The sequence below is a fragment of the Cupriavidus yeoncheonensis genome (genome assembly GCF_905397275.1).
In the GTDB taxonomy this organism is placed as follows: domain Bacteria; phylum Pseudomonadota; class Gammaproteobacteria; order Burkholderiales; family Burkholderiaceae; genus Cupriavidus; species Cupriavidus yeoncheonensis.
In genome coordinates this window covers 82,807-102,535 of sequence record NZ_CAJPUY010000022.1, presented here as the reverse complement: position 1 = coordinate 102,535, position 19,729 = coordinate 82,807, and the positions used below count along the sequence as shown (strand labels likewise).

Here is a 19,729-nt window from a genome sequence, read left to right as displayed (position 1 = left end):
TGCATATGGTCCGTCGTTTTTATTCGTTCGGCTGCGCGCCGATCGGGCGTACCTTGCGGCTCAGTTCCTTTGCCGTTTCACTTTCTTGTTTCCTCTTTCGCATCCCGCCTTGCGCCTTCCGCGCAAGCGCACCATTGCGCCCTTCCAGTCAGGAGAACCACGCATGAGCGTCGATATCATCGGCATGATCCAGAGCCAGAAGCAGTCCGAGATCCACCGCCCCACGGGCCCGGTGATCGACCGCGACTATGTCCGTGCCTTTGCGCAGGCCCACGAGCAGGCCGGCTTCGACCGCATCCTGGTGCCGCATCACTCCACCGGCCCGTCGGCCACGCTGACGATCTCCTACGCGGCCGCGGTGACCGAACGCATCCACTTCATGCTGGCCCATCGCCCCGGCTTCACCGCGCCGACACTGGCCGCGCGCCAGATCGCCACGCTCGACCAGTTCAGCGGCGGCCGGCTCGGCGTGCACTTCATCTCCGGCGGCTCCGACGACGAGCAGAAGCGCGATGGCGACTACCTGAACCACGACGAGCGCTATGCGCGCACCGACGAATACCTGGACATCCTGCGCCGCATCTGGACCGAGGACAAGCCGTTCGACCACGAAGGCAAGTACTACCGCTTCAGCAATGGCTTCTCCGAAGTCAAGCCGGCGCAGAAGCCGCATGTGCCGATCTACTTCGGCGGCGCGTCCGAAGCCGCGCTCAAGGTCGCGGGCAAACACGCCGATGTGTACGCGCTGTGGGGCGAGTCGCTCGACCAGGTGCGCGACCTGACCGCGCGCGTGCGCGCCGAAGCCGCGCAGCATGGCCGCGAGGTGCGCTTCTCGGTGTCGTTCCGCCCCGTGCTCGCGCAGACCGAGGAAAAGGCCTGGGCCCGCGCCGACAGCATCCTCGAACGCACCCGCGCGCTGCGCGTGCAGCAGGGCTACAGCCGCGGCGGCCCGCAGCAGAGCGAAGGCGCGCGCCGCCTGCTCGCCGCGGCGGAGCAGGGCGACCGCGTCGACCAGCGCCTGTGGACCGCGATTGCGCGCGAGACCGGCGGCCGCTCCAATTCCACCGGCCTCGTCGGCACGCCGGAACAGGTGGCCGAAGCGCTGCTGCAGTACTACGACCTGGGCGTCACCACCTTCCTGATCCGCGGCTTCGATCCGCTCGAAGACGCGGTCGACTATGGCCGCGAGCTGATTCCGCGCGTGCGCGAACTGGTCGCGCAGCGTGATGCCGAACGTCGGACCGAACTCCAGCCTGCACACCAGGCAACGCGCAAGGCCGCCTGAGGCCGACCATCAACAGGAACGGGGAGAATCCATGAGCCATACCGAACCGGCCGACTTACTGGCCAGCGCGGCCACCCACAACGCGCGCCGCCGCAGCGTGCTGCGCGCAGCCGGCGCAGTCGCTGTCGCCGCGCCGGCACTGATCCTTGGCCGCCAGGCCTGGTCGGCACCGCGCAAGCTGACCTTTGCCTGGAACCAGAACTCGTTCTGCCTGACACCGGTGGTGGTGGCGCAGGAGCGCGGCTTCTTCGAGAAGAACGGGCTGCAGGTCGAGCTGGTCAACTACAGCGGCTCCACCGACCAGTTGCTCGAATCGATCGCCACGGGCAAGGCCGATGCCGCGATCGGCATGATCCATCGCTGGCTCAAGCCGCTGGAAGCCGGCTTCGACGTCAAGATCATCGGCAGCTCGCACGGCGGCTGCGTGCGGCTGGTCGGCTCGAAGGCGGCGGGCGTGACCAGCCTGCAGCAGCTCAAGGGCAAGACCGTCGGCGTGAGCGACCTGGCCGCGCCGGGCAAGCACTTCTTCACCATCCTGCTGGCCAAGCACGGCATCGATCCCGACAGGGACATCACCTGGCGCCAGTACCCGGCCGACCTGCTCGGCGTGGCGGTGGACAAGGGCGAGATCCAGGCGATTGCCGACGGCGACCCCAACCTCTACCTGCTGGAGAAGCGCACCAACGGCGCCTATGTCGAGCTGGCCACCAACCTGAGCGGCGAGTACGCGCGCAAAGTCTGCTGCGTGGTCGGCGCGCGTGGCGAGCTGGTGCGAAACGATCGTCCCGCCGCGGCATCGCTGGCGCGCGCGATCGTGCAGGCGACCGGGTTCGTCAACGAGAACCCGAACGAAGCCGCCAAGGTCTTCTCGAAGTACTCGCCCAAGATCAGCCCCGATGACCTGCGCAAGCTCTACGCCACGCTGACCTATACGCACCACCCGACCGGCGTGGACCTGCAGGAAGAGATCGGCTTCTACGCCGACGATTTCCGCCGCATCGGCGTGCTCAAGAAGACCACCGATGCCAGACGCCTGGCGCAGCATGTCTACGCCAATGTCCTGGGGTAATGCCATGACCACAAGCCAATCCGCACTGGATCCGGCACTCGCGGGCGGCGCCGGCACCAGCGCGACAACGGCGCGGGACGCCTGGCGGCCCTGGCCCGCGGGCATCGCCGCCGCAGCCGCCTGGGCGGCGTTCGGCGCCCTCACGTGGCGCTGGCCCAACAAGGTGACGGGCTTCTCCGACTGGGCCTATACCGGGGAACTGGGCATCGCCGCCATGGCGGCGGCGGCCGTGCTGGCGCTGGTTGCGCTGGCTGGCCGGCGCGCGCCGCTGCCGCATGGCACGCTGGCCAGGCTCCACGCTGCCGGACCGTGGCTGATTGCACTGGCCCTGGTGCTGTCCGCGTGGGAGATCCTGACCGCCAAGACCGCGCTCCTGCCGACGCCGTTCTTCGCGCCACCGCAGGCGCTGATCGAAGTCTATGCCGAGGACTGGCCCCGGCTTGGCGACAGCGCGTTCAACACGCTCAAGCTGCTCGGGCTCGGCGTGGCCTACGGGGGCATCGCCGGCTTCCTGACCGGCGTGTCGGTCGGCTGGTCGCGGCGCATCGGGTACTGGGTGCATCCGGTGCTGCGCGTGCTGGGTCCGCTGCCCTCCACCGCGCTGTTGCCGCTGACCTTCTACTTCTTCCCGTCGAGCTATTCCGCCGCGGTGTTCCTGATCGCGCTGGCCACGGCCTTCCCCGTCGCCGTGCTGACCTGGTCCGGCGTGGCCAGCGTCAACAAGAGCTACTACGACGTTGCGCGCACGATGGGTGCGTCGGGCTGGTTCCTGGTGTTGCGCGTGGCGATTCCGGCGGCGTTGCCGCAAGTGTTCGTCGGCCTGTTCATGGGCCTCGGCGCTTCGTTCTCCGTGCTCGTGACGGCCGAGATGATGGGCGTGAAATCCGGCCTTGGCTGGTACCTGACCTGGGCCCAGGGCTGGGCCTCGTACGTCAACATGTACGCCGCGCTGATCGTGATGGCGCTGCTCTTCTCCGGCGTCATCACGCTGCTGTTCACCGTGCGCGACCGCGCGCTGTCGTGGCAGAAAGGAACCGTCAAATGGTAGCCATCGCAGAACGCCCTGCCTCCGCAACCGGCCATGCAAATGGGCATGCAACCGTGCATACGACCGGGCATGCACCCGTGCCCGGCACCGGCGCGCACATCGATATCCGCAATGTCAGCCACTGGTTCGGCAGTGGCGACAGCCGCCTGCAAGTGCTCGATGGCGTGGACCTGACGGTCACCCCTGGCGAGTTCGTCGCGCTGCTCGGCCCCAGCGGCTGCGGCAAGTCCACGCTGCTGCGCCTGGTCGCAGGACTGGACTCGCCCGTCTCCGGCGAGCTGCTGCAGGACGGCAGGCCCATCACCGAGCCCGACCCGTCGCGCATCGTCGTGTTCCAGGACCCGACGCTGTACCCGTGGCGCCGCGTGTGGGACAACGTCGCGCTCGGCCTGCAGGCGCGCGGCATCGTCAGGCAGGAGCGCCATCGTGTCGACGCGGCGCTCAGGCGCGTGGGCCTCGAAGCGTTCGGCCGCGCCTTCCCGCACCAGCTCTCGGGCGGCATGGCGCAGCGCGTGGCGCTTGCGCGCGCGCTCGTCAATGACCCGCGCCTGCTCGTGCTGGATGAACCGCTCGGCAAGCTCGACTCGCTCACGCGCCTGGCCATGCAGGGCGATCTCGTCGAACTGTGGCAGCGCTCGGGCTTCTCCGCGCTGCTGGTCACGCACGACGTGGAAGAAGCCTTGTTCCTGGCCCAGCGCGTGATCCTCTTCAGCGACCGGCCGGCGAAGATCCGCGCCGAACTCACCGTGGACCTGCCCTACCCGCGCCACCGCGGCGACCCGCGCCTCACCGAACTGCGCCACGAAGCGCTGCGCCACCTGGGACTGGATGCAAGCTGGTGACGATGCCCTGGCTTGACGGGCCGGTGCGCCCATGAACGGCCTGCCCGCGCAGGCCTGGCTCAATACCCTGCTGGTCCTGCTCCAGGATGCCCAGCTTGCGCTGCTGCGCCTCTGGCATGCGCTGGGGCTGAGCGGCGACGCCCACGGCCAGCCCGCCTGGCCGTGGGCGCGGCGTATCGCCGGGGAAACGCTGCTGATCGACCTGGGCCTTGCGCGCCAGCTCGGGTTTTCGCTCGGTACGGTGGTGTTCGCGCTGGCGTTGCTGGCCATGGCGGTGGCATGGCGCCGTCGCCGGGCTGTCCTGCTTGCCCTGGCCGCCCTGGCGCTTGTGCTCGCGCCCTGGCCGTCGCCGTCGCTGCTGTTCAGCGCTGCCGCGCCGACCAGCTTCCACAGCAGCCCCACGCGGTTTTCCGTCGATGCCATCGCGCGTGGCGCAACAGTCTATGCGCGGCACTGCGCGTCCTGTCACGGGGACGATGGTCGCGGGGAAGGACCGCAAGCCGCATCACTCAAGCGCTGGCCACCCACGCTGGTCAGCCCGCTGCTCGCGCGGCGCGCGGATGGCGAGCTGTTCTGGCATGTCGTCGCCGGCATGCGCGATCCACAGGGCGAAGTCACCATGCCGGCGTTTGCTCGTGCGCTGGACGACGCAGACACGTGGGCGGTACTGGACTACATGAAGGCGCTGGCCGCAGGCAGCGCAGCCGCCGCCAACGGCAGCTGGCCGATGCCGCTGCCGTTGCCGGATACACGCGTGCGATGCGGTGATGACGCGTCGCCACGTTCGCTTGCGCAGTGGCGCGGCGGGCAGCGCGTGCGCGTGGTTGCGTTTGACGGGGATCTCCGTTCGCTGCCGATGCTGGATCCGAGGTTCCAGACCTTGCTGCTGACGCGCGACGGCACCTTGCCTGCCGGCGTGCCGCGCTTTCGGGCCAACTGTGTTGCGGCGTCTGCGCAGGCATGGGAGGTGTATGCGCGGATAGCCGGCGTGCCCGCCGACCGGCTGGGCGGGATGGAGTTGCTGGCGGATCGCGACGGCTGGCTGCGCGCGCGCGGTGCGCCGGGGCGGAGGGACTGGTCCGATGCGGATATGGTCTGCAGATCAGGTGCCCCGGCTGAGGCCACCCGTGAAGCGCCGGCCGCCGATGGGCTGACGGCGCTGGTGCTGCGGATGGATGGTGAACCGGTCAGGTTTGTTAAGGGGGGATTTGTTCATTGAGGGAGCGCGCGTGGACGCTGGTTGCCGCTTGCTCGCCACATGCATCGGGTTCTGCGGATTGCCGCTTCCCATCGTGGACGAGAGCTTGACGATCTGGAGTTGACCGGATCACCGGCTGGGCGCGCTGCCTGCGCCAGTCGGTCGCGCTGCAGCCAAAAGCGGCGCGGAACCAGTGGCTGAAACTGCTCAGCGTGGAGAAGCCCAGCAAGCTGGCCACTTCCCCGATCGGCTGATCGCTTTCCTGCAGGTGGCGCACCACCAGCTCCTGGCGAACCTGGTCAAGCAGGGACGAGAACGTCAGTCCTTCGGCGCTGAGATAGCGGTGCAGCGTGCGGCGGTCGACGCGCAGACGGTGCGCCAGTTGCTCGGCCGTGCAGCGGCCGGCCGGGAGCAGCACCAGCATCAGCGCCCGGCAGGATTCGCGCACGCCCTCGGCGCGATGCCGCAGCGCGGCCTCGAGATAGTCCCGCGCAAAGCGCGCGGCGCCCGGGTCGCCCGGCGTGCGCGGGATCTGCAGGTCGGCCGCCATGCAGACCATGCCGTTGAAGGACTGGTTGAATTTCGGCAGGCAGCCAAAGAAGGCGCGGTGCGCGGTCGCATCGGCCGGCGCGCGGTGCGTGAAGCAGACCTCGACCGGCTGCCAGCGGGGACCGATCAGCTCGCGGAGAATGCGGAACTTCACGCCCACGGCAAGTTCCATCGCCTGGCGCGTGGACAGGCCCGGGCTCGGCAGCAGGTCCTCGCGAACGATGACGGCGTGCCCGTTGTCCTCGACGTGAGTGACCAGCGTGGCGCTGAGCAGCTTCAGGTAGCGGCACAAGGTATCGAGCGCCTGCCGGGGAGTCGGCTCTTCCTTCAGTACCAGGCTGATGGGCCCCAGGTTCGAGAACGTCCGCTGCCCGGCCAGCCGCAGCGCGAAGTCTTCTATGCCGGTGGCCAGCGCGGTGAGTTCGAGCAGTTCGCGCACGGCATGGCTGGGAATCAGTTGCTCCGGATTCTCGAGCAGCCCGGCCGACAACCCTACCGCGCGCAGGTAGGCGTGGGGATCGCGTCCGAGCGACTTCACCAGCTCGACGTAGCCGTTCAGGCTGGCACTGCGGATCAGCTTGCCGACGGATTGCATGGATTTCCCGATTACAGACGCTGAAATCAACCCTCAGTCCGGGGTGAAGTTGATCGAGCGCAGCAGCTTGCCCTGACGTTCGGACGACTCACGCGCGTCCCTGGCCAGCTCTTCGCTGGTGGCCGCCGAGCCGATCTCCATGCCGAGGTCTTCGATCTTCTTCTGGACCTCGGGCGATTGCATGACCTTGAGCGTCGCTTCGCGCATCCGTGCGAGCACGGCTGGCGGTACGCCCGGCGCGGACCAGAGTGCCATCCAGCTCACTTCCTTGAGGTCCGGAAAGCCGAGCTCGGCAAACGTGGGGACATCGGGCAGTGCCGGAATCCGCTTCGGGTAGGCAATCGCGAACGCCTTGAGCTGCTTCGACCTGATGAACGGCAGCGAGGTGGCCGGGCCGTCGAACATGAGCGGGACGTGGCCCCCCATCACGTCCTGCAGCGCGGGCGGCGACCCCTTGTAGCTCACGGCGCCCGCCGTCACGCCTGCCAGCCGGTTGAACTGCACGCCCATGGTATGGCCACGCATGCCGGCACCGAAGTTCGCGTAGTCGACCTTGCCCGGGTTCGCCTTGATGTAGGTGACCAGCTCGCCGAGGTTCCTCGCGGGCAGGCCGGGCTTGCCGACCAGGATGAGCCCCTGCCGGGTCAGCTGCGCCAAAGGCACGAGGTCCTTGAACGGGTCATAGGTGACCTTCATGACCTGGGGCACTTCCGAGACAATGCCCTTCTGGACCAGCAGGAAGGTGTACCCGTCCCGCGGCGCGGACAGCAGGCCATGCACGCCGATGGTTCCCGCTGCGCCGGCCTTGTTGTCGACGATCAGGGGTTGTCCGAGGGGACTCTGCAGTTCATGGGCAAAGATGCGCGCGAGGATGTCGGCGGTGCCGCCCGGAGGCGCAGCCACGATGATTCGCACAGGCTTGGTCGGCCATTCCGCGGCAGTCGCGGCCTGCGCGACGGGAAACAGGGGAACAGAGGCAATCATCAGCGCCAGCGCCTGGCGTGCAAACTTCGGGAAAGGCTTCATCGCGGTTCCTTGGGGGTCTCTTGGTCCGGTGCCAACCGGCATCCCTGGATGCCGTGGCCGGCTCTGATATGGCCGTCAGGAACATTCTGTGGGCGCGCGCGGCGACCCGCTTTGCATCGCGCGACAGAAATGTGCAGATCGTGACAGCGGGCGCTCCGACGCGGGGGATATCGCCCGGCCCTGTTTCGACGCGGTGCCAGTCCGTGCGCGCATGTGGTGCCCGCGGCGCCTGCTCCAGGCCTGTCCCAACTCGACAAATGAATGTCCCGGATCGACAAGCGTGCGCGGCGGGCGCGCCAGATACTCAGTGGACCGGATCACAGCCGGAAACATGGAGACCAGAGCACCAGGCCGACACGGCCGTCTCCTGAACCGACCACAGCATTCCCCTGGAGACACACCATGAATTTCCTCGACGGCCACCTGTTCCCCGAGAACCAGCAGCCCCTGATCATCACCGCGGCCCCCTACGCCCCGGGCTGGCTGCCTTCGGACTTCCCCGAGGACATTCCGGTCACCATGGAAGCGCAGATCCAGAAGGCCGTGGATTGCTACAACGCCGGCGCCACGGTGCTGCACCTCCATGTGCGGGAACTGGACGGCAAGGGCAGCAAGCGGCTGTCGATGTTCAACGAGCTGATCGCCGGTGTGCGCAAGGCGGTGCCGGAGATGATCATCCAGGTGGGCGGCTCGATCTCGTTTGCGCCCGAGGACGAGGGCCAGGCCGCCAAGTGGCTGTCGGATGACACCCGCCACATGCTGGCCGATCTCGAACCCACGCCCGACCAGGTCACGGTGACGGTCAACACGTCGCAGATGAACGTGACCGACCACGCGGAAGACGCGGATTTCAAGGGCACCTCGCGCGAGAACCCCGCCATCTTCGAGGCCTACAAGGAAATGACCGTGCCTGCGCAGCCGGGCTGGGTGGAGGAGCATGTGCGCCGCCTGACGGCCAAGGGCATCCAGAGCGCCTTCCAGTGCTACAACACCAACAGCTTCGAGTCGGTGGAACGACTGATGCGCCGCGGCTTCTACAAGGGCCCGCTGGTGATGAACTGGGTGGCCATCGGCGGCGGCATGGACACGCCCAATGTCTACAGCCTCGGCAATTTCATGCGCGGCGTGCCCGACGGCGCGGTGGTGACGGTGGAGAGCAATGTGCGCAATGTGCTGCCCGTCAACATGATGGGCATTGCCATGGGACTGCATGTGCGTTGCGGCATCGAGGATGGCATCTGGAACCAGAAGCGCACGGCCAAGCAGAGCACGGTGAAGCAGATCGAGCAGCTGGTGCGCATCTCGCACGAGTTCGGCCGCGAGATCGCGACGGCGAAGGAAGCGCGCGAGATCAGCAAGATCGGCGTGTTCTACGACACCGTGGAAGAGTCGCTGCAGGCCAACGGCTTCGCGCCCAACCGCAACGGCGGCACCCAGGGCTTCCTGCGCAAGACGCAGTGAGGGGGCCGGGCCGACGCCACGGCCCGGTCACACCGGGGTCCCTTCGCAGGTGCGCCGGCGCCGGGATCCCGGAGGCGCTTGCGGCGAGGTCACGTTTCCACCCGACGTGTGCCGCTGCAAAGACCCGACGGCATCTCCTCGATAGGGGTTTACGTTAGATCCTATGTAGGAGTATTGACACGGCACGGGTGGGTGCATACCTTCAGGGCCGGTGACACAGCGCCAGAACGCGGCACCGGAAGTCCAAGGATTCGCCCCCAAGCCATATGAGCACCCTGATTCGCAGCGCCCTCCTGGTCAAGTACTCCGAGATTGCCCGCACCATTGGCGTCGACCCCGAGCGCATGATCCATCATGTCGGGGCCGATCGCTCTTGCATCGTTTCGCCCGACCTGCATGTGCCGGAGCCATGGCTGGCAAAGGTGCTGGATTCCACCGAACAATCGTCCAGCTGCGCCGCGGTGGGCCTGCTGATGGCCGAATCCTGGCGGCTGTCCGACTTCGGCCCCATCAGCCTGGCGTTGCAGCACCAGCCGACGCTGCGCCATGCGCTGGGCCAGCTCGAGACCTATCGCCACCTGCTGAGCGAATCCGTATTCGTCCATGTGGAGGAAGTCGGCGAAACGGCCATCGTCCGGCAGCAGCTGATCACGGAACGGCCGATTCCCGGGCGGCAGCCGGTCGAGCTTTCCGTGGGCGCACTGCTCTGCCTGATGAAGTCCATGCTTGGCGGAAGCTGGAAGCCGCGGAGCGTGCATTTCTCGCATTCCGCGCCGGCAAGTCTCCATGTCCACCACCGGCTGTTCGGGACACGCGTCGAGTTCGGCTGCGACTTCGACGGCATCGTCGTGGACCGGCGCGACCTGGACCGGCCCAATCCACTTGGTGACGTGAATCTCGCGCGCTACGCCAGGGAATTCCTCGACCAGCATCCTCACGGCCGCCAGGTTTCCACGGCCTCCAATGTCCGGCGCGCGGTCCACATGCTGTTGCCGCGCGGACAGGGCAGCATCGATCAGGTCGGCCAGCAGCTCGGCATGAGCTCGCGCACGCTTCAGCGCCGGCTCGAGCAGGAAGGCCTGGAGTTCTCGTCGCTGGTGAATGAAGTCCGGCGCGGGCTGGCCTGCCGCTTCCTGGGGGATATCCGGTACCCGGTGTCCCAGGTGGCCATGCTGGTCGGCTTCGCCGAGGTCAGTACGTTCTCGCGCTGGTTCAGCGCGCAGTTCGGCACGCCGCCGACGCGCTGGCGCGCCGAAACGAACCATTGAAATCGCTTCATTCCCCGGACGCCGGCCTGTGCATCGCCATGCCGTGACCGACACCCCGCGCCGATCTCGGCGGTCTGTCTGACGGCGCTCCACCTGCGCCTGCCATCCGCTTCCCTTGCCCGCACGCGCGCGGATATCGAAGCACCCGCCCTCCCATCGCCCCCGCATTGAAACCGGCGCCGCAAGCTGGCGCAATCCGTCAAGTTGTGGCGCCGCCCGTCAAGCACAGACGCCTGCAACTGCCGAGAATCGCTGTCAGTCAAGTGAAGCGAAAGGAGACGGCATGAAAGCGGCACAAGTGATTCCGGGCGCCGACGGCGGTCGCATCGAGGTGCGGGACATCCCCGTTCCGCGGCCGGGCCCCGAAGAAGTCCTGGTCCGGGTTCGTGCATCCGGCATCAACTACGGCGAGCTCAAGTACATGCGGGAACATCGGGCCGGCAACCCGATGACCGCCGGCGTCGAGTTCGCCGGTGAAGTCGTCAGCGTCGGCGAAAAGGTCAAAGACTGGCGCGAGGGCGACCGCGTCATGGGCCATGGCCGTGGCTGTCACGCGCAGTTCGTGATCGCCGCGCCGCTGGCGCTGATGCCGGTGCCCGACGATGTGTCCTGGGTTGATGCTGCGGCATTCCCCAATGTGTTCATCACCGCCCACGACGCACTGGTGAGCAATGGTGAACTGAAGGCGGGCGAATCGGTGTTCATCAACGGCGCTTCGGGCGGTGTGGGCATGGCCGCGATCATGATCGCGTCGGCGCTCGGCGCCCGGCCGGTGATCGCGTCCTCGCGGTCGGCGCAAAAGCTCGAACGTCTCGCGAGATTCGGCGTCGACGTCGGCGTCAATGCGTCGCGCGATTCGCAGGTAGAAGCCATCATGGCGGCCACCGACAAGCGCGGCGTGGACGTCATCATCGACACCATCGGCGGGTCGGTCTTCGAGGACCATATCAAGAGCCTCGCGGTAAAGGGACGCCTGGTCAATATCGCCCGGCTTGGCGGCGCAAGCACCGCACAGGTCGATATCAACCTGCTCTGGCTGAATCGCCTGAAGCTGATCGGCGTCACGTTCCGCACGCGCACCGAGCAGGAGCGTATTGCGTGCATCCAGGCCTGCGCACGCGACCTCTTGCCGTCCTTCCGTGGCGGCAAGCTGCGCCTGCCGATCGACCGGACCTTCCCCATGGATGCGATCGGCGATGCCTACGCGTATATCGCGGACAGCCAGCACCTGGGCAAGATCGTGCTCACCGCTGACTGACAGAGAAGGTTGCAACAGGCTGGCATGCGATGCCGGCCGCCTCACATGCTCAAGGAGTGGCCACTATGCAAATCAATCAACTTACCTGCTCGATTGGCGCCGAACTGACTGGCGTGAGTCTTGCCGATGTCGCGCGCGACGATTCGCTGTATGCGGAAATCAAGGCGCTGCTGCTCAAGCACCGGGTGCTGTTCTTCCGCGACCAGGACATCACGCGCGAAGACCATGTCGCGTTTGCCCGGCGTTTCGGTGACCTCGAAGACCACCCCGTCAACAACACGGTGCCCGGCTATCCGGGCCTGATCGAGATCTACAAGAGCGAGAAGCGGGACCACTTCGAGAACACCTACCACAGCGATGCCTCGTGGCGCCCGAGCCCGCCCAAGGGCGCGGTACTGCGCTGCATCTCGTGTCCCGACGTGGGTGGCGACACCATCTGGGTGAACATGGTGGAGGCATACAAGCACCTGCCCGAAGAGATCAAGCAGAAGATCTCGCACCTGCGTGCCAAGCATGGCATCGAGCATTCGTTCGGCGCCATCATGTCGACCGAGGAAAGAGAGGAGCTGGTACGCAAGCATCCGCTGGTGGATCACCCGGTGGTCAGGACGCATCCGGAGACAGGCGAGAAGATCCTGTATGTGACGCCGTTCTCGACCCACTTCATCAACTACCACACGCCGGAGAACGTGCGCTTCGGACAGGACAAGACGCCGGGCGCAAGCCTGCTGCTGAACTACCTGCTCAGCCAGGCCGCGATCCCGGAGTACCAGGTGCGCTTCCGCTGGCGTCCCAACAGCGTGGCGATCTGGGACAACGCCGCCACGCAGCACTATGCGGTCAGCGACTACTGGCCGGCGCCGCGCCGCATGGAGCGCGCCACCATCATGGGCGATCGGCCCTTCTGATTGCGGCCCATGGCCGGCTCAGCCGGCCAGCACCGCTGTCGCCTCGATCTCGAACAGCATCTCTTCCAGCGCCAGCTTCGGCACCGGGATCAGCGTGCAGGCCGGCGCCGGGGCATCGCCCCATGTTTCGCGGATGGCCGACGTGACGATGCGATGGCGTTCCGGCGAATGATCGACCACCAGCACGGTCAGCTTGGCCACATCCGCCGGGACGGCCCCGGCGGCGCGTAGCGCGCAGCGCAGGTTGCGCATGGCCTGCCCGACTTGCCTGGCGAACACGGGCGACAGTCCGCCAGCGGCATCTTCGCCGCCTTGCCCGGCCACATAGACGATCCTTCCCGGCCCCCTGGCTACCGCCACATGGGAGTAGCCATTGCAGCGGGGATCGTACAGCGCATTCGGATTGATGAAATTCAGCAGGGCGTTCTGGCTGGCCAGTTCGTACATGATGCGTGGGCTCCGCGATGGAAAGTCGGCGCCCAGTATCAGACCTCAAGTTAAGTTGAGGTCAAGTCATTCCCTGTTAGCATGTCGGGGTTTATCGCCACCGGTGCATTAGATATGGCAACGAAGAACAGCCCCCGCCAGTCCGCGGCCGCGCCACGCCGCAACGACCTGCTTGCCGTCGGCGAGGTGGCGGAGCGCGCCGGCGTGGCCGTTTCGGCGCTGCATTTCTATGAAGCCAGGGGACTGATCGCCAGCACGCGCAGCGCAGGCAACCAGCGCCGCTATCCGCGCGCGGTGCTGCGCCGGCTGGCCGTTATACGCGTGGCGCAACGCATGGGCCTGCCGCTGGCGCTGATCGCGCAGGCCTTGCAAGCGTTGCCGGCCGGGCGCGCGCCCACCGCGGCGGACTGGCGGCGCATGTCCGCGGCATGGCGTGAGGACCTGGACGAACGTATCCGCATGCTGACGCAACTGCGCGACCAGCTCGACGGCTGCATCGGCTGCGGCTGCCTGTCGCTCAAGGCCTGCCCGCTGCGCAATCCGCAGGACACCATGGCCGGAAGCGGACCGGGCCCGCACTTTGGCGGGCCCGGTACCTGAATCAGCCAGTCAGGAGATCAGCGTCGCGCCGGCTCCAGCCCCACCGGCTGCGGATCCGCCGCAACCGTGCGGTTGGCCAGCCCCAGCACCACCTGCAGCGCGAACGACACGGCACCGACGATAAACACCACGTCGCCGAACGTCCGCACCCAGCGCAGGGTCTGCAGGATCGGTTGCTGCATGAACGCCTCGCTGCGCGAGTACCAGGTCCCGTATTCCACGCTGGCCAGGAACTGGATGATGCCGATCGGCAGCAGGCTGGTGCTGATCATCAGCACGAGGCCGGCGTTCAGGCCCCAGAACGCGGTCTTCATCAGGGCCGGGCTCAGGCGGTAGGCCGGACGCACGTAGCGCAGCACCAGCAGCGTGAAGCCGAGCGCGAGGAAGCCATACACCCCGAACAGCGCGGCGTGCGCGTGCACCGGCGTGGTGTTCTGGCCCTGGATGTAGTACAGCGAGATCGGCGGGTTGATCATGAAGCCGAAGACGCCGGCGCCAAGCATGTTCCAGAACGCCACGGCGACGAAGCACATCAGCGGCCACTTCAGGTCGGCCATCCACGGTGCGCGGTCCTTCAGGCGCCAGTTGTCCCACGCTTCATGGCCCAGCACGATCAGCGGCACCACTTCGAGCGCGCTGAACGCGGCGCCGACCGCCATCACCGGCGTGGTGGTGCCGGCAAAGTACAGGTGGTGGAAGGTGCCCGGGATACCCCCCAGCATGAACAGCGATGCCGATGCCAGGCTCGCGGCCGTCGCCATCGGGCGCGACACGAGGCCGAGCGTGCAGAACACAAAGGCCAGTGCCGTGGTGGCGAACACCTCGAAGAAGCCCTCCACCCACAGGTGGACGACCCACCAGCGCCAGTACTCCATCACCGTCAGGCTGGTGCGCTCGCCGTAGGCCAGCCCCGCGCCGTAGAACAGGCCGATCGCGACGACCGACGAGGTCAGCAGCGCAAGCAGGTTCTTGTCGCCGCCGCGCGAACGCAGCGCCGGCCAGATACCGCGCATCATCAGCACGAGCCAGATCAGGATGCCGGCGAACTTGCCGATCTGCCACAGGCGGCCCAGGTCCACATACTCATAGCCCTGGTGGCCGAGCCAGAAGTTCAGGTTCGGGGGCAGGATCTGCGCGATGGCCAGGTAGTTGCCCGTGAAAGAGCCGACCACCACGATCACCAGCGCCCAGAACAGCACGTCCACGCCCAGGCGCTGGAACTTCGGGTCCTTGCCGCCGTTGATCAGCGGTGCGAGGAACAGGCCGGCGGCCAGGAAGCCCGTGGCGATCCAGAACAGCGCGCTCTGGATGTGCCAGGTGCGCACCAGCGAATACGGGAACCACTGCGAGACATCGATGCCGTAGAACTTCTGCCCTTCCACGGTGTAGTGCGCGGTGAAGCCGCCCAGGAACACCTGGAACACGAACAGCGCCACCACCAGGAACAGGTACTTGCCGAGCGCGCGCTGCGACGGCGTGAGCGCCACGGCCAGCAGCGGATCGCGCGCCGGGGCATGCGGCAGGTTCTCTTCCTGCCCGCGCAGGAACGCCCAGGCCCATACCAGCAGGCCAACGCCCGCGAGCAGCACCACCACGCTGATGACCGACCACACCACGTTTTCGCTGGTCGGCTGGTTGCCGATCAGCGGCTCATGCGGCCAGTTGTTGGTGTAGGTGGCTTCGTGCCCCGGACGCGCGGTGGAAGCGGCCCATGCCGTCCAGAAGAAGAAATGCGTGAGTTGCGCACGGCGTTCGGCGCTCGGCAGCGTGTTTTCCTTCATCGCGAAGTGCTCGCGGCTCGTGTGCAGGTCGGGCGAGTCGGAGAACAGGCGGTCGTAGTAGTCCGCGGTCTGTGCAATGGCCTGCGCGCGGCGCGGCGACACGGTCAGCACGCTGGTCTGCGGATCGGCATGATTGCCACGGTACTCGGTGCGCAGCTGTTCGCGCAGCGCGGCTTGCGCCGGGCCGTCGAGCTTTGCGTACGGCCGGCTGTACTGCTGCTGCGCGGCCAGCTCAAGCCAGGCGGTCAGCTCGCGGTGCAGCCAGTCGGCGGTCCAGTCCGGCGCCTGGTAGGCACCGTGGCCCCAGATGGAGCCAAGCTGCATGCCGCCGACCGATTGCCACGCGGTCTGGCCGTCGAGGATGTCCTCGCCGGTGAAGAGTGTGCGGCCGTCGCTGACCACCACCTTGGCAGGCGTGGGTGGCGCCTGCCGATAGACCTCGACACCGTAGTAGCCGAGCAGGGAGAACGTGACCACCAGCACGGCGATCAGCAGGAACCAGAGTCTGCGATAGGGACCCATGATAAGGCTCGCTTTATTTGGGATGATTGGCGTTGGCTCAGTCGTGCGCTGCCTGCGTGGCAGCCGGCTCAAACAGGATGTTGTTTTCCAGGTGGATGTGCTCCATCAGGTCTTCACGCAAGGTGCGCAGGCCCAGGTACAGCGCCCGCCAGGTATTGCACGCCGCGCGCGGCAGCGTGATGTCGTTGGTCAGCGCGGCCAGGCGCTGCAGCGCTTCGCCGTGGTCGTCATGCTCCATGCGCATCACCGCGATCGGCGCCGCGGCGGCTGCCTGCATCCCGCGCGCCAGGATCGGGAACAGCACCTGCTCTTCCTTCTGCATATGCCCTTCGAGTTCGTCGCGCATGGCCACCAGGTGGTCGGCCAGGCCCAGCGGACAATCCGGCCGGTCGCCGTGCACGTGCTCCACGCGGCGGGCCAGGCGGATCAGTTCCGGGAGCTGCTCGCGATGGCGCTCATGGAAGCGCGTGAGGATGTGGGCGATCAGCGAGGCCGGCGGCACGGCGCCCCAGTCGGTCTGCACCGGCTCGCTGTCGCGCTGCAGGGTCTGCAGCCGCATTTCGATGCTGTCGGCATCGAGGCCCTTGGCGGCCGCGGCATCGCGCAGCGTCTGCTTGCCGCCGCAGCAGAAGTCGAGGTCATAGTCGTGGAAGATGCCGGTGGCACCGGGAATACGGCGGGCCAGCTGGCCCAGAGGCTGGTCTTGCAAGCGCATGATGTGCTCCTTCTCGAATGCGTTGCACATCACTATGCCAGTATCGTGCCAGCTTTTTATTCCATATAAATCATTGGCTTATGAAAAACACGGTATAATTCACCCACTTTGAATTGCGGTCTTTTTTACCGTTTAAGGTGTTTATGACCCTGAACCAGCGGGACATCTATACGGAGTTGCTGGCCGATGTGGTCGCCGAACTGCCGCACGCCGTGCGCCTGCAGCGGCTGGTCGGCGCGTTGCGCGCGTATTTCGGCTGTGGTGCCGTCGCCTTGCTGCGGCTCGAAGAAGAACACCTGCGGCCCGTGGCCGTGGACGGGCTGGTACGCGACGCGCTCGGACGACGTTTTGCCGTCGGCCTGCACCCGCGCCTCGGCGCCATCCTGGCGCGGCGCGGCGTCACGTGTTTCCACCATGACAGCGTGCTGCCCGACCCCTATGACGGCCTGATCGACGAACACGTGGGCGAGCCGCTGCCCGTGCACGACTGCATGGGCATCAGGCTGGAACTCGATGGCCGCGCGTGGGGCGTGCTCACGCTCGACGCGCTGCAGGTCGGCACCTTCGACGATGCCGCGCAGGCCGAGCTGGACGGACTGACGCTGCTGGTCGAGACCGCCATCCGCACCACCCGGCTGGAGGCCGATATCCGCGCGCTGCAACTGTCGCGCGGCAAGACGCCCGACAACGAGCTGCCAGCCGACGAGAGCGAGATCGTCGGGCAAAGCGAGGCCATCACCGGGCTGCTGCACGAGCTGGACGTGGTGGCGGATTCGGAGCTGCCGGTGCTGCTGCTCGGCGAAACCGGCGTCGGCAAGGAACTGTTCGCGCACCGGCTGCATCGCCTGTCGCGCCGGAGCGAGCGTCCGCTGGTCCACGTGAACTGCGCCGCGCTGCCGGAGTCGCTCGCGGAAAGCGAGCTGTTTGGCCACGTCAAGGGCGCGTTCTCGGGCGCCACGGGCGAACGGCCCGGCCGCTTTGAAGCCGCCGATGGCGGCACGCTGTTCCTGGATGAAGTGGGCGAGCTGCCGCTCGCTATCCAGGCCAAGCTGCTGCGCACGCTGCAGAACGGCGAGATCCAGCGCCTGGGCTCGGACAAGCCGCGCCGCGTCGACGTGCGCGTGATCGCTGCCACCAACCGCAACCTGCGCGAGCATGTGCGCGACGGCTCGTTCCGCGCGGACCTGTACCACCGGCTGTCGGTCTACCCGATCCCGATCCCGCCGCTGCGCGAGCGCGGCAACGACGTGCTGCTGCTGGCCGGGCGCTTCCTGGAGCTGAACCGCGCGCGGCTCGGCATGCGCAGCCTGCGCCTGTCGCCGGCCGCGCAGGATGCGCTGCGCCGCTACCGCTGGCCCGGCAATGTGCGCGAGCTGGAACACGTGATCAGCCGCGCGGCGCTGCGCTCCGTGAGCCGCGGCGCCAATCGCAATGACATCGTGACGCTGGAGCCCGACTTGCTCGACCTGGACAGCCTGGCGCCGCCCTCCGATGCGTCGGCGTCCGTCACGAATGCCGCGGAAGCCGGGCACCACCACGTGGCACTGCCCGCCGGGACCACGTTGCGCGACGCCGTGGAGCAGATCCAGCGCGACTGCATCGACCAGGCGCTGCGTGCGCAGCAGGGCAACTGGGCGCAGGCAGCGCGCCAGCTCGGCATCGACGCCAGCAATCTGCACAAGCTGGCGAAACGGCTCGGGTGCAAATAGGCGGAACAGGCGGAATAGGCGGAATAGGCGGCCCGGCAATGATGTTGCCCGAGCCACCCGCGCCCTTCAGCGATGCCCCGTCTCCGGCGCCGCGACCCCCAACCCTGCAGCGAGCCGCGACGCCAGCGGTTCAAGCCATGGCGGTCGCGGCGCCGCGTCCAGCCAGTACTTCACTTCGAGCCCAAGCGCCGTGTCGCCGCTGATCACCAGCTTGCGCTGGAAAAAGAGCGTGTCGGTATCGCACTGGCCCGCCAGCAAACGCAGGTAATCGGGCACGCGGGCGCGCAGCGTCAGTTCGGGGTCACCGGCGTTGCTGCCGGCCGAGCGGAAGCGTCCCTGTTCGCAACGGAAAGGCACGTCCAGGCCGAGATCCTCGACCGTCAACAGGAAAGTGTGCCCGTCGAGCGCCGCCGGCGGCTCCAGCCATCCGGCGCGACGCGCCAGTTCCAGGGCCGAGACCAGCGGCAACGCGCGCGCCCGGGCTGGCATGCGGCGATGCACGCGGGCGAGCAATCCTTGCAGTACGCTCATGGCCGGTCCTCCCACGCAATGCCCGGGCGTCCATGCCAGTAGCCGTTGCACGGTTGCGCGCCGGCCGGCACCACGCCGCTCGGCGCGGGCGCGCGTTCGCCGGCGCGGATCGCCGCCAGCGCGGCCACCACCTCCAGCGTCCCGGCCGAATGCGGACTCACGCGCAGCATGTCGACACCCATGTGCGCCATGGCCTGCGCCTGGCCGCACAGGTCCAGGCACGTCGCCGACTGGGTCTGGATGCCATTGAGCGTGAAGAAGTCCTGGCCCTCGCCGGTGGCGGCAACGAGGCCGTCCGGGTAGTCGAGGCAGCGAAACTCGCAGGCGTCCTTGCGCAAGCGGTGGTGTCGCGCGGTGAAGCAGCGCGCCGAGAATGCGAGCGGCATGCGGCCCCAGGCCAGCACCTCCAGCGCCACGCCGGCGCAACGCCCGGCCGACAGCGCGGCCAGCGTCGCGCCGTCCATCTCGACCGGCACGACGCAGCCCCGGGCGCCAAGGCTGGCGAGCCACGCGAGCGTGTCCGCGTGATAGACGTTCAGGTGCGGGCCGCCGATGAACGGGCGGCCGCCCATGCAGCGCACCGCGCCCACGTCGTTGGCCTCGACCAGATAGTCTTCCTGTTCGCAGACACGGCGCATGCAGGCGATATCGGTATCGGACTCGATCAGCACCGGCGTGGACAGCACCACCTCCTTGCCGGCTTCGCGCAGCATCTGCGCGATCTCCAGCCAGTGCGCATGGCGCAGTTCATGGCGGCGCGTGCAGACCGTTTCGCCAAGGTAGACGCGATCGACGGCCGATTCGGCGATGTCGGCATAGAACTGCATCACCGTCGCGCGCGGCCAGTAGTACAGCAACGGTCCCAGCGCGATGCCGAACCGGGCCGCGCCGGGTGTGAAGGGTTCCCGCATGAATGA

The 19,729-nt window shown here is 67.4% G+C and carries 18 protein-coding genes; 11 read left to right on the top strand and 7 right to left on the bottom strand.

Annotation, left to right across the window (positions count from 1 at the left end):
* Window positions 1-163 precede the first annotated feature (163 nt).
* The 5 genes from KHO22_RS25845 to KHO22_RS25825 are packed head-to-tail and all read left to right on the top strand — an operon-like array spanning window position 164 to window position 5,463.
* On the top strand, window positions 164-1,285 hold the full coding sequence (locus KHO22_RS25845; protein ID WP_211950018.1) for an LLM class flavin-dependent oxidoreductase: 1,122 nt from the start codon (window positions 164-166) through the stop codon (window positions 1,283-1,285).
* A 31-nt stretch (window positions 1,286-1,316) separates the two neighbouring features.
* On the top strand, window positions 1,317-2,354 hold the full coding sequence (locus tag KHO22_RS25840) for an ABC transporter substrate-binding protein (protein WP_211950017.1): 1,038 nt from the start codon (window positions 1,317-1,319) through the stop codon (window positions 2,352-2,354).
* A 4-nt stretch (window positions 2,355-2,358) separates the two neighbouring features.
* Window positions 2,359-3,402 (top strand): ABC transporter permease, encoded by a 1,044-nt coding sequence (locus KHO22_RS25835; RefSeq protein ID WP_211950016.1) that lies wholly within the window; start codon window positions 2,359-2,361, stop codon window positions 3,400-3,402.
* Complete coding sequence (locus KHO22_RS25830; RefSeq protein ID WP_211950015.1) at window positions 3,396-4,244, top strand: ABC transporter ATP-binding protein; 849 nt, start codon at window positions 3,396-3,398, stop codon at window positions 4,242-4,244. The genes KHO22_RS25835 and KHO22_RS25830 overlap by 7 nt, the downstream gene beginning before the upstream one ends.
* A gap of 31 nt (window positions 4,245-4,275) precedes the next feature.
* Entirely contained in the window at window positions 4,276-5,463 is a 1,188-nt protein-coding gene (locus KHO22_RS25825; protein ID WP_211950014.1) for a c-type cytochrome, read from the top strand.
* Here KHO22_RS25825 and KHO22_RS25820 read toward each other — a convergent pair.
* Together KHO22_RS25820 and KHO22_RS25815 are read right to left on the bottom strand one after the other, a co-directional pair.
* Window positions 5,441-6,586 (bottom strand): AraC family transcriptional regulator, encoded by a 1,146-nt coding sequence (locus tag KHO22_RS25820; RefSeq protein WP_211950013.1) that lies wholly within the window; start codon window positions 6,584-6,586, stop codon window positions 5,441-5,443. The two genes, KHO22_RS25825 and KHO22_RS25820, sit on opposite strands and share 23 nt — an antisense overlap.
* A gap of 33 nt (window positions 6,587-6,619) precedes the next feature.
* Entirely contained in the window at window positions 6,620-7,612 is a 993-nt protein-coding gene (locus KHO22_RS25815; RefSeq protein ID WP_211950012.1) for a Bug family tripartite tricarboxylate transporter substrate binding protein, read from the bottom strand.
* 402 nt (window positions 7,613-8,014) lie between these two features.
* Between KHO22_RS25815 and KHO22_RS25810 the strand changes: the two genes are divergently transcribed.
* From KHO22_RS25810 to KHO22_RS25795, 4 genes are all read left to right on the top strand, one after another.
* Window positions 8,015-9,073, top strand: a complete 1,059-nt coding sequence (locus KHO22_RS25810) for a beta-keto acid cleavage family enzyme (protein WP_211950011.1) — start codon at window positions 8,015-8,017, stop codon at window positions 9,071-9,073.
* Between the two features lie 266 nt (window positions 9,074-9,339).
* Window positions 9,340-10,341, top strand: a complete 1,002-nt coding sequence (locus tag KHO22_RS25805) for an AraC family transcriptional regulator (protein ID WP_211950010.1) — start codon at window positions 9,340-9,342, stop codon at window positions 10,339-10,341.
* Window positions 10,342-10,624: 283 nt separating this feature from the next.
* Window positions 10,625-11,599: a quinone oxidoreductase family protein gene (locus KHO22_RS25800; protein WP_211950009.1), complete on the top strand. Its 975-nt coding sequence runs from the start codon at window positions 10,625-10,627 to the stop codon at window positions 11,597-11,599.
* A 65-nt stretch (window positions 11,600-11,664) separates the two neighbouring features.
* Window positions 11,665-12,507, top strand: a complete 843-nt coding sequence (locus KHO22_RS25795) for a TauD/TfdA dioxygenase family protein (protein WP_211950008.1) — start codon at window positions 11,665-11,667, stop codon at window positions 12,505-12,507.
* 18 nt (window positions 12,508-12,525) lie between these two features.
* On the opposite strand, the gene KHO22_RS25790 is transcribed toward KHO22_RS25795, so the two are convergent.
* Complete coding sequence (locus KHO22_RS25790; protein ID WP_211950007.1) at window positions 12,526-12,954, bottom strand: RidA family protein; 429 nt, start codon at window positions 12,952-12,954, stop codon at window positions 12,526-12,528.
* 114 nt (window positions 12,955-13,068) lie between these two features.
* On the opposite strand from KHO22_RS25790, the gene soxR reads away from it, so the two are divergent.
* The gene (gene soxR, locus KHO22_RS25785; RefSeq protein WP_211950006.1) at window positions 13,069-13,554 is read left to right on the top strand and encodes a redox-sensitive transcriptional activator SoxR; all 486 of its coding nucleotides are present in this window, start codon (window positions 13,069-13,071) and stop codon (window positions 13,552-13,554) included.
* Between the two features lie 17 nt (window positions 13,555-13,571).
* On the opposite strand, the gene KHO22_RS25780 is transcribed toward soxR, so the two are convergent.
* Complete coding sequence (locus KHO22_RS25780) at window positions 13,572-15,857, bottom strand: nitric-oxide reductase large subunit (protein WP_211950005.1); 2,286 nt, start codon at window positions 15,855-15,857, stop codon at window positions 13,572-13,574.
* A gap of 37 nt (window positions 15,858-15,894) precedes the next feature.
* Window positions 15,895-16,572, bottom strand: a complete 678-nt coding sequence (gene ytfE, locus KHO22_RS25775) for an iron-sulfur cluster repair protein YtfE (protein WP_211950004.1) — start codon at window positions 16,570-16,572, stop codon at window positions 15,895-15,897.
* A gap of 143 nt (window positions 16,573-16,715) precedes the next feature.
* On the opposite strand from ytfE, the gene norR reads away from it, so the two are divergent.
* Window positions 16,716-18,281 carry a nitric oxide reductase transcriptional regulator NorR gene (norR, locus tag KHO22_RS25770; protein ID WP_211950003.1) on the top strand — a complete coding sequence of 522 codons (1,566 nt, stop codon included), beginning with the start codon at window positions 16,716-16,718 and terminating at the stop codon, window positions 18,279-18,281.
* Window positions 18,282-18,347: 66 nt separating this feature from the next.
* Here norR and ubiT read toward each other — a convergent pair whose 3' ends face one another.
* Window positions 18,348-18,812: a ubiquinone anaerobic biosynthesis accessory factor UbiT gene (gene ubiT / locus KHO22_RS25765; protein ID WP_211950002.1), complete on the bottom strand. Its 465-nt coding sequence runs from the start codon at window positions 18,810-18,812 to the stop codon at window positions 18,348-18,350.
* Complete coding sequence (locus KHO22_RS25760) at window positions 18,809-19,723, bottom strand: U32 family peptidase (protein ID WP_211950001.1); 915 nt, start codon at window positions 19,721-19,723, stop codon at window positions 18,809-18,811. The genes ubiT and KHO22_RS25760 overlap by 4 nt, the downstream gene beginning before the upstream one ends.
* Window positions 19,724-19,729: the final 6 nt, after the last annotated feature.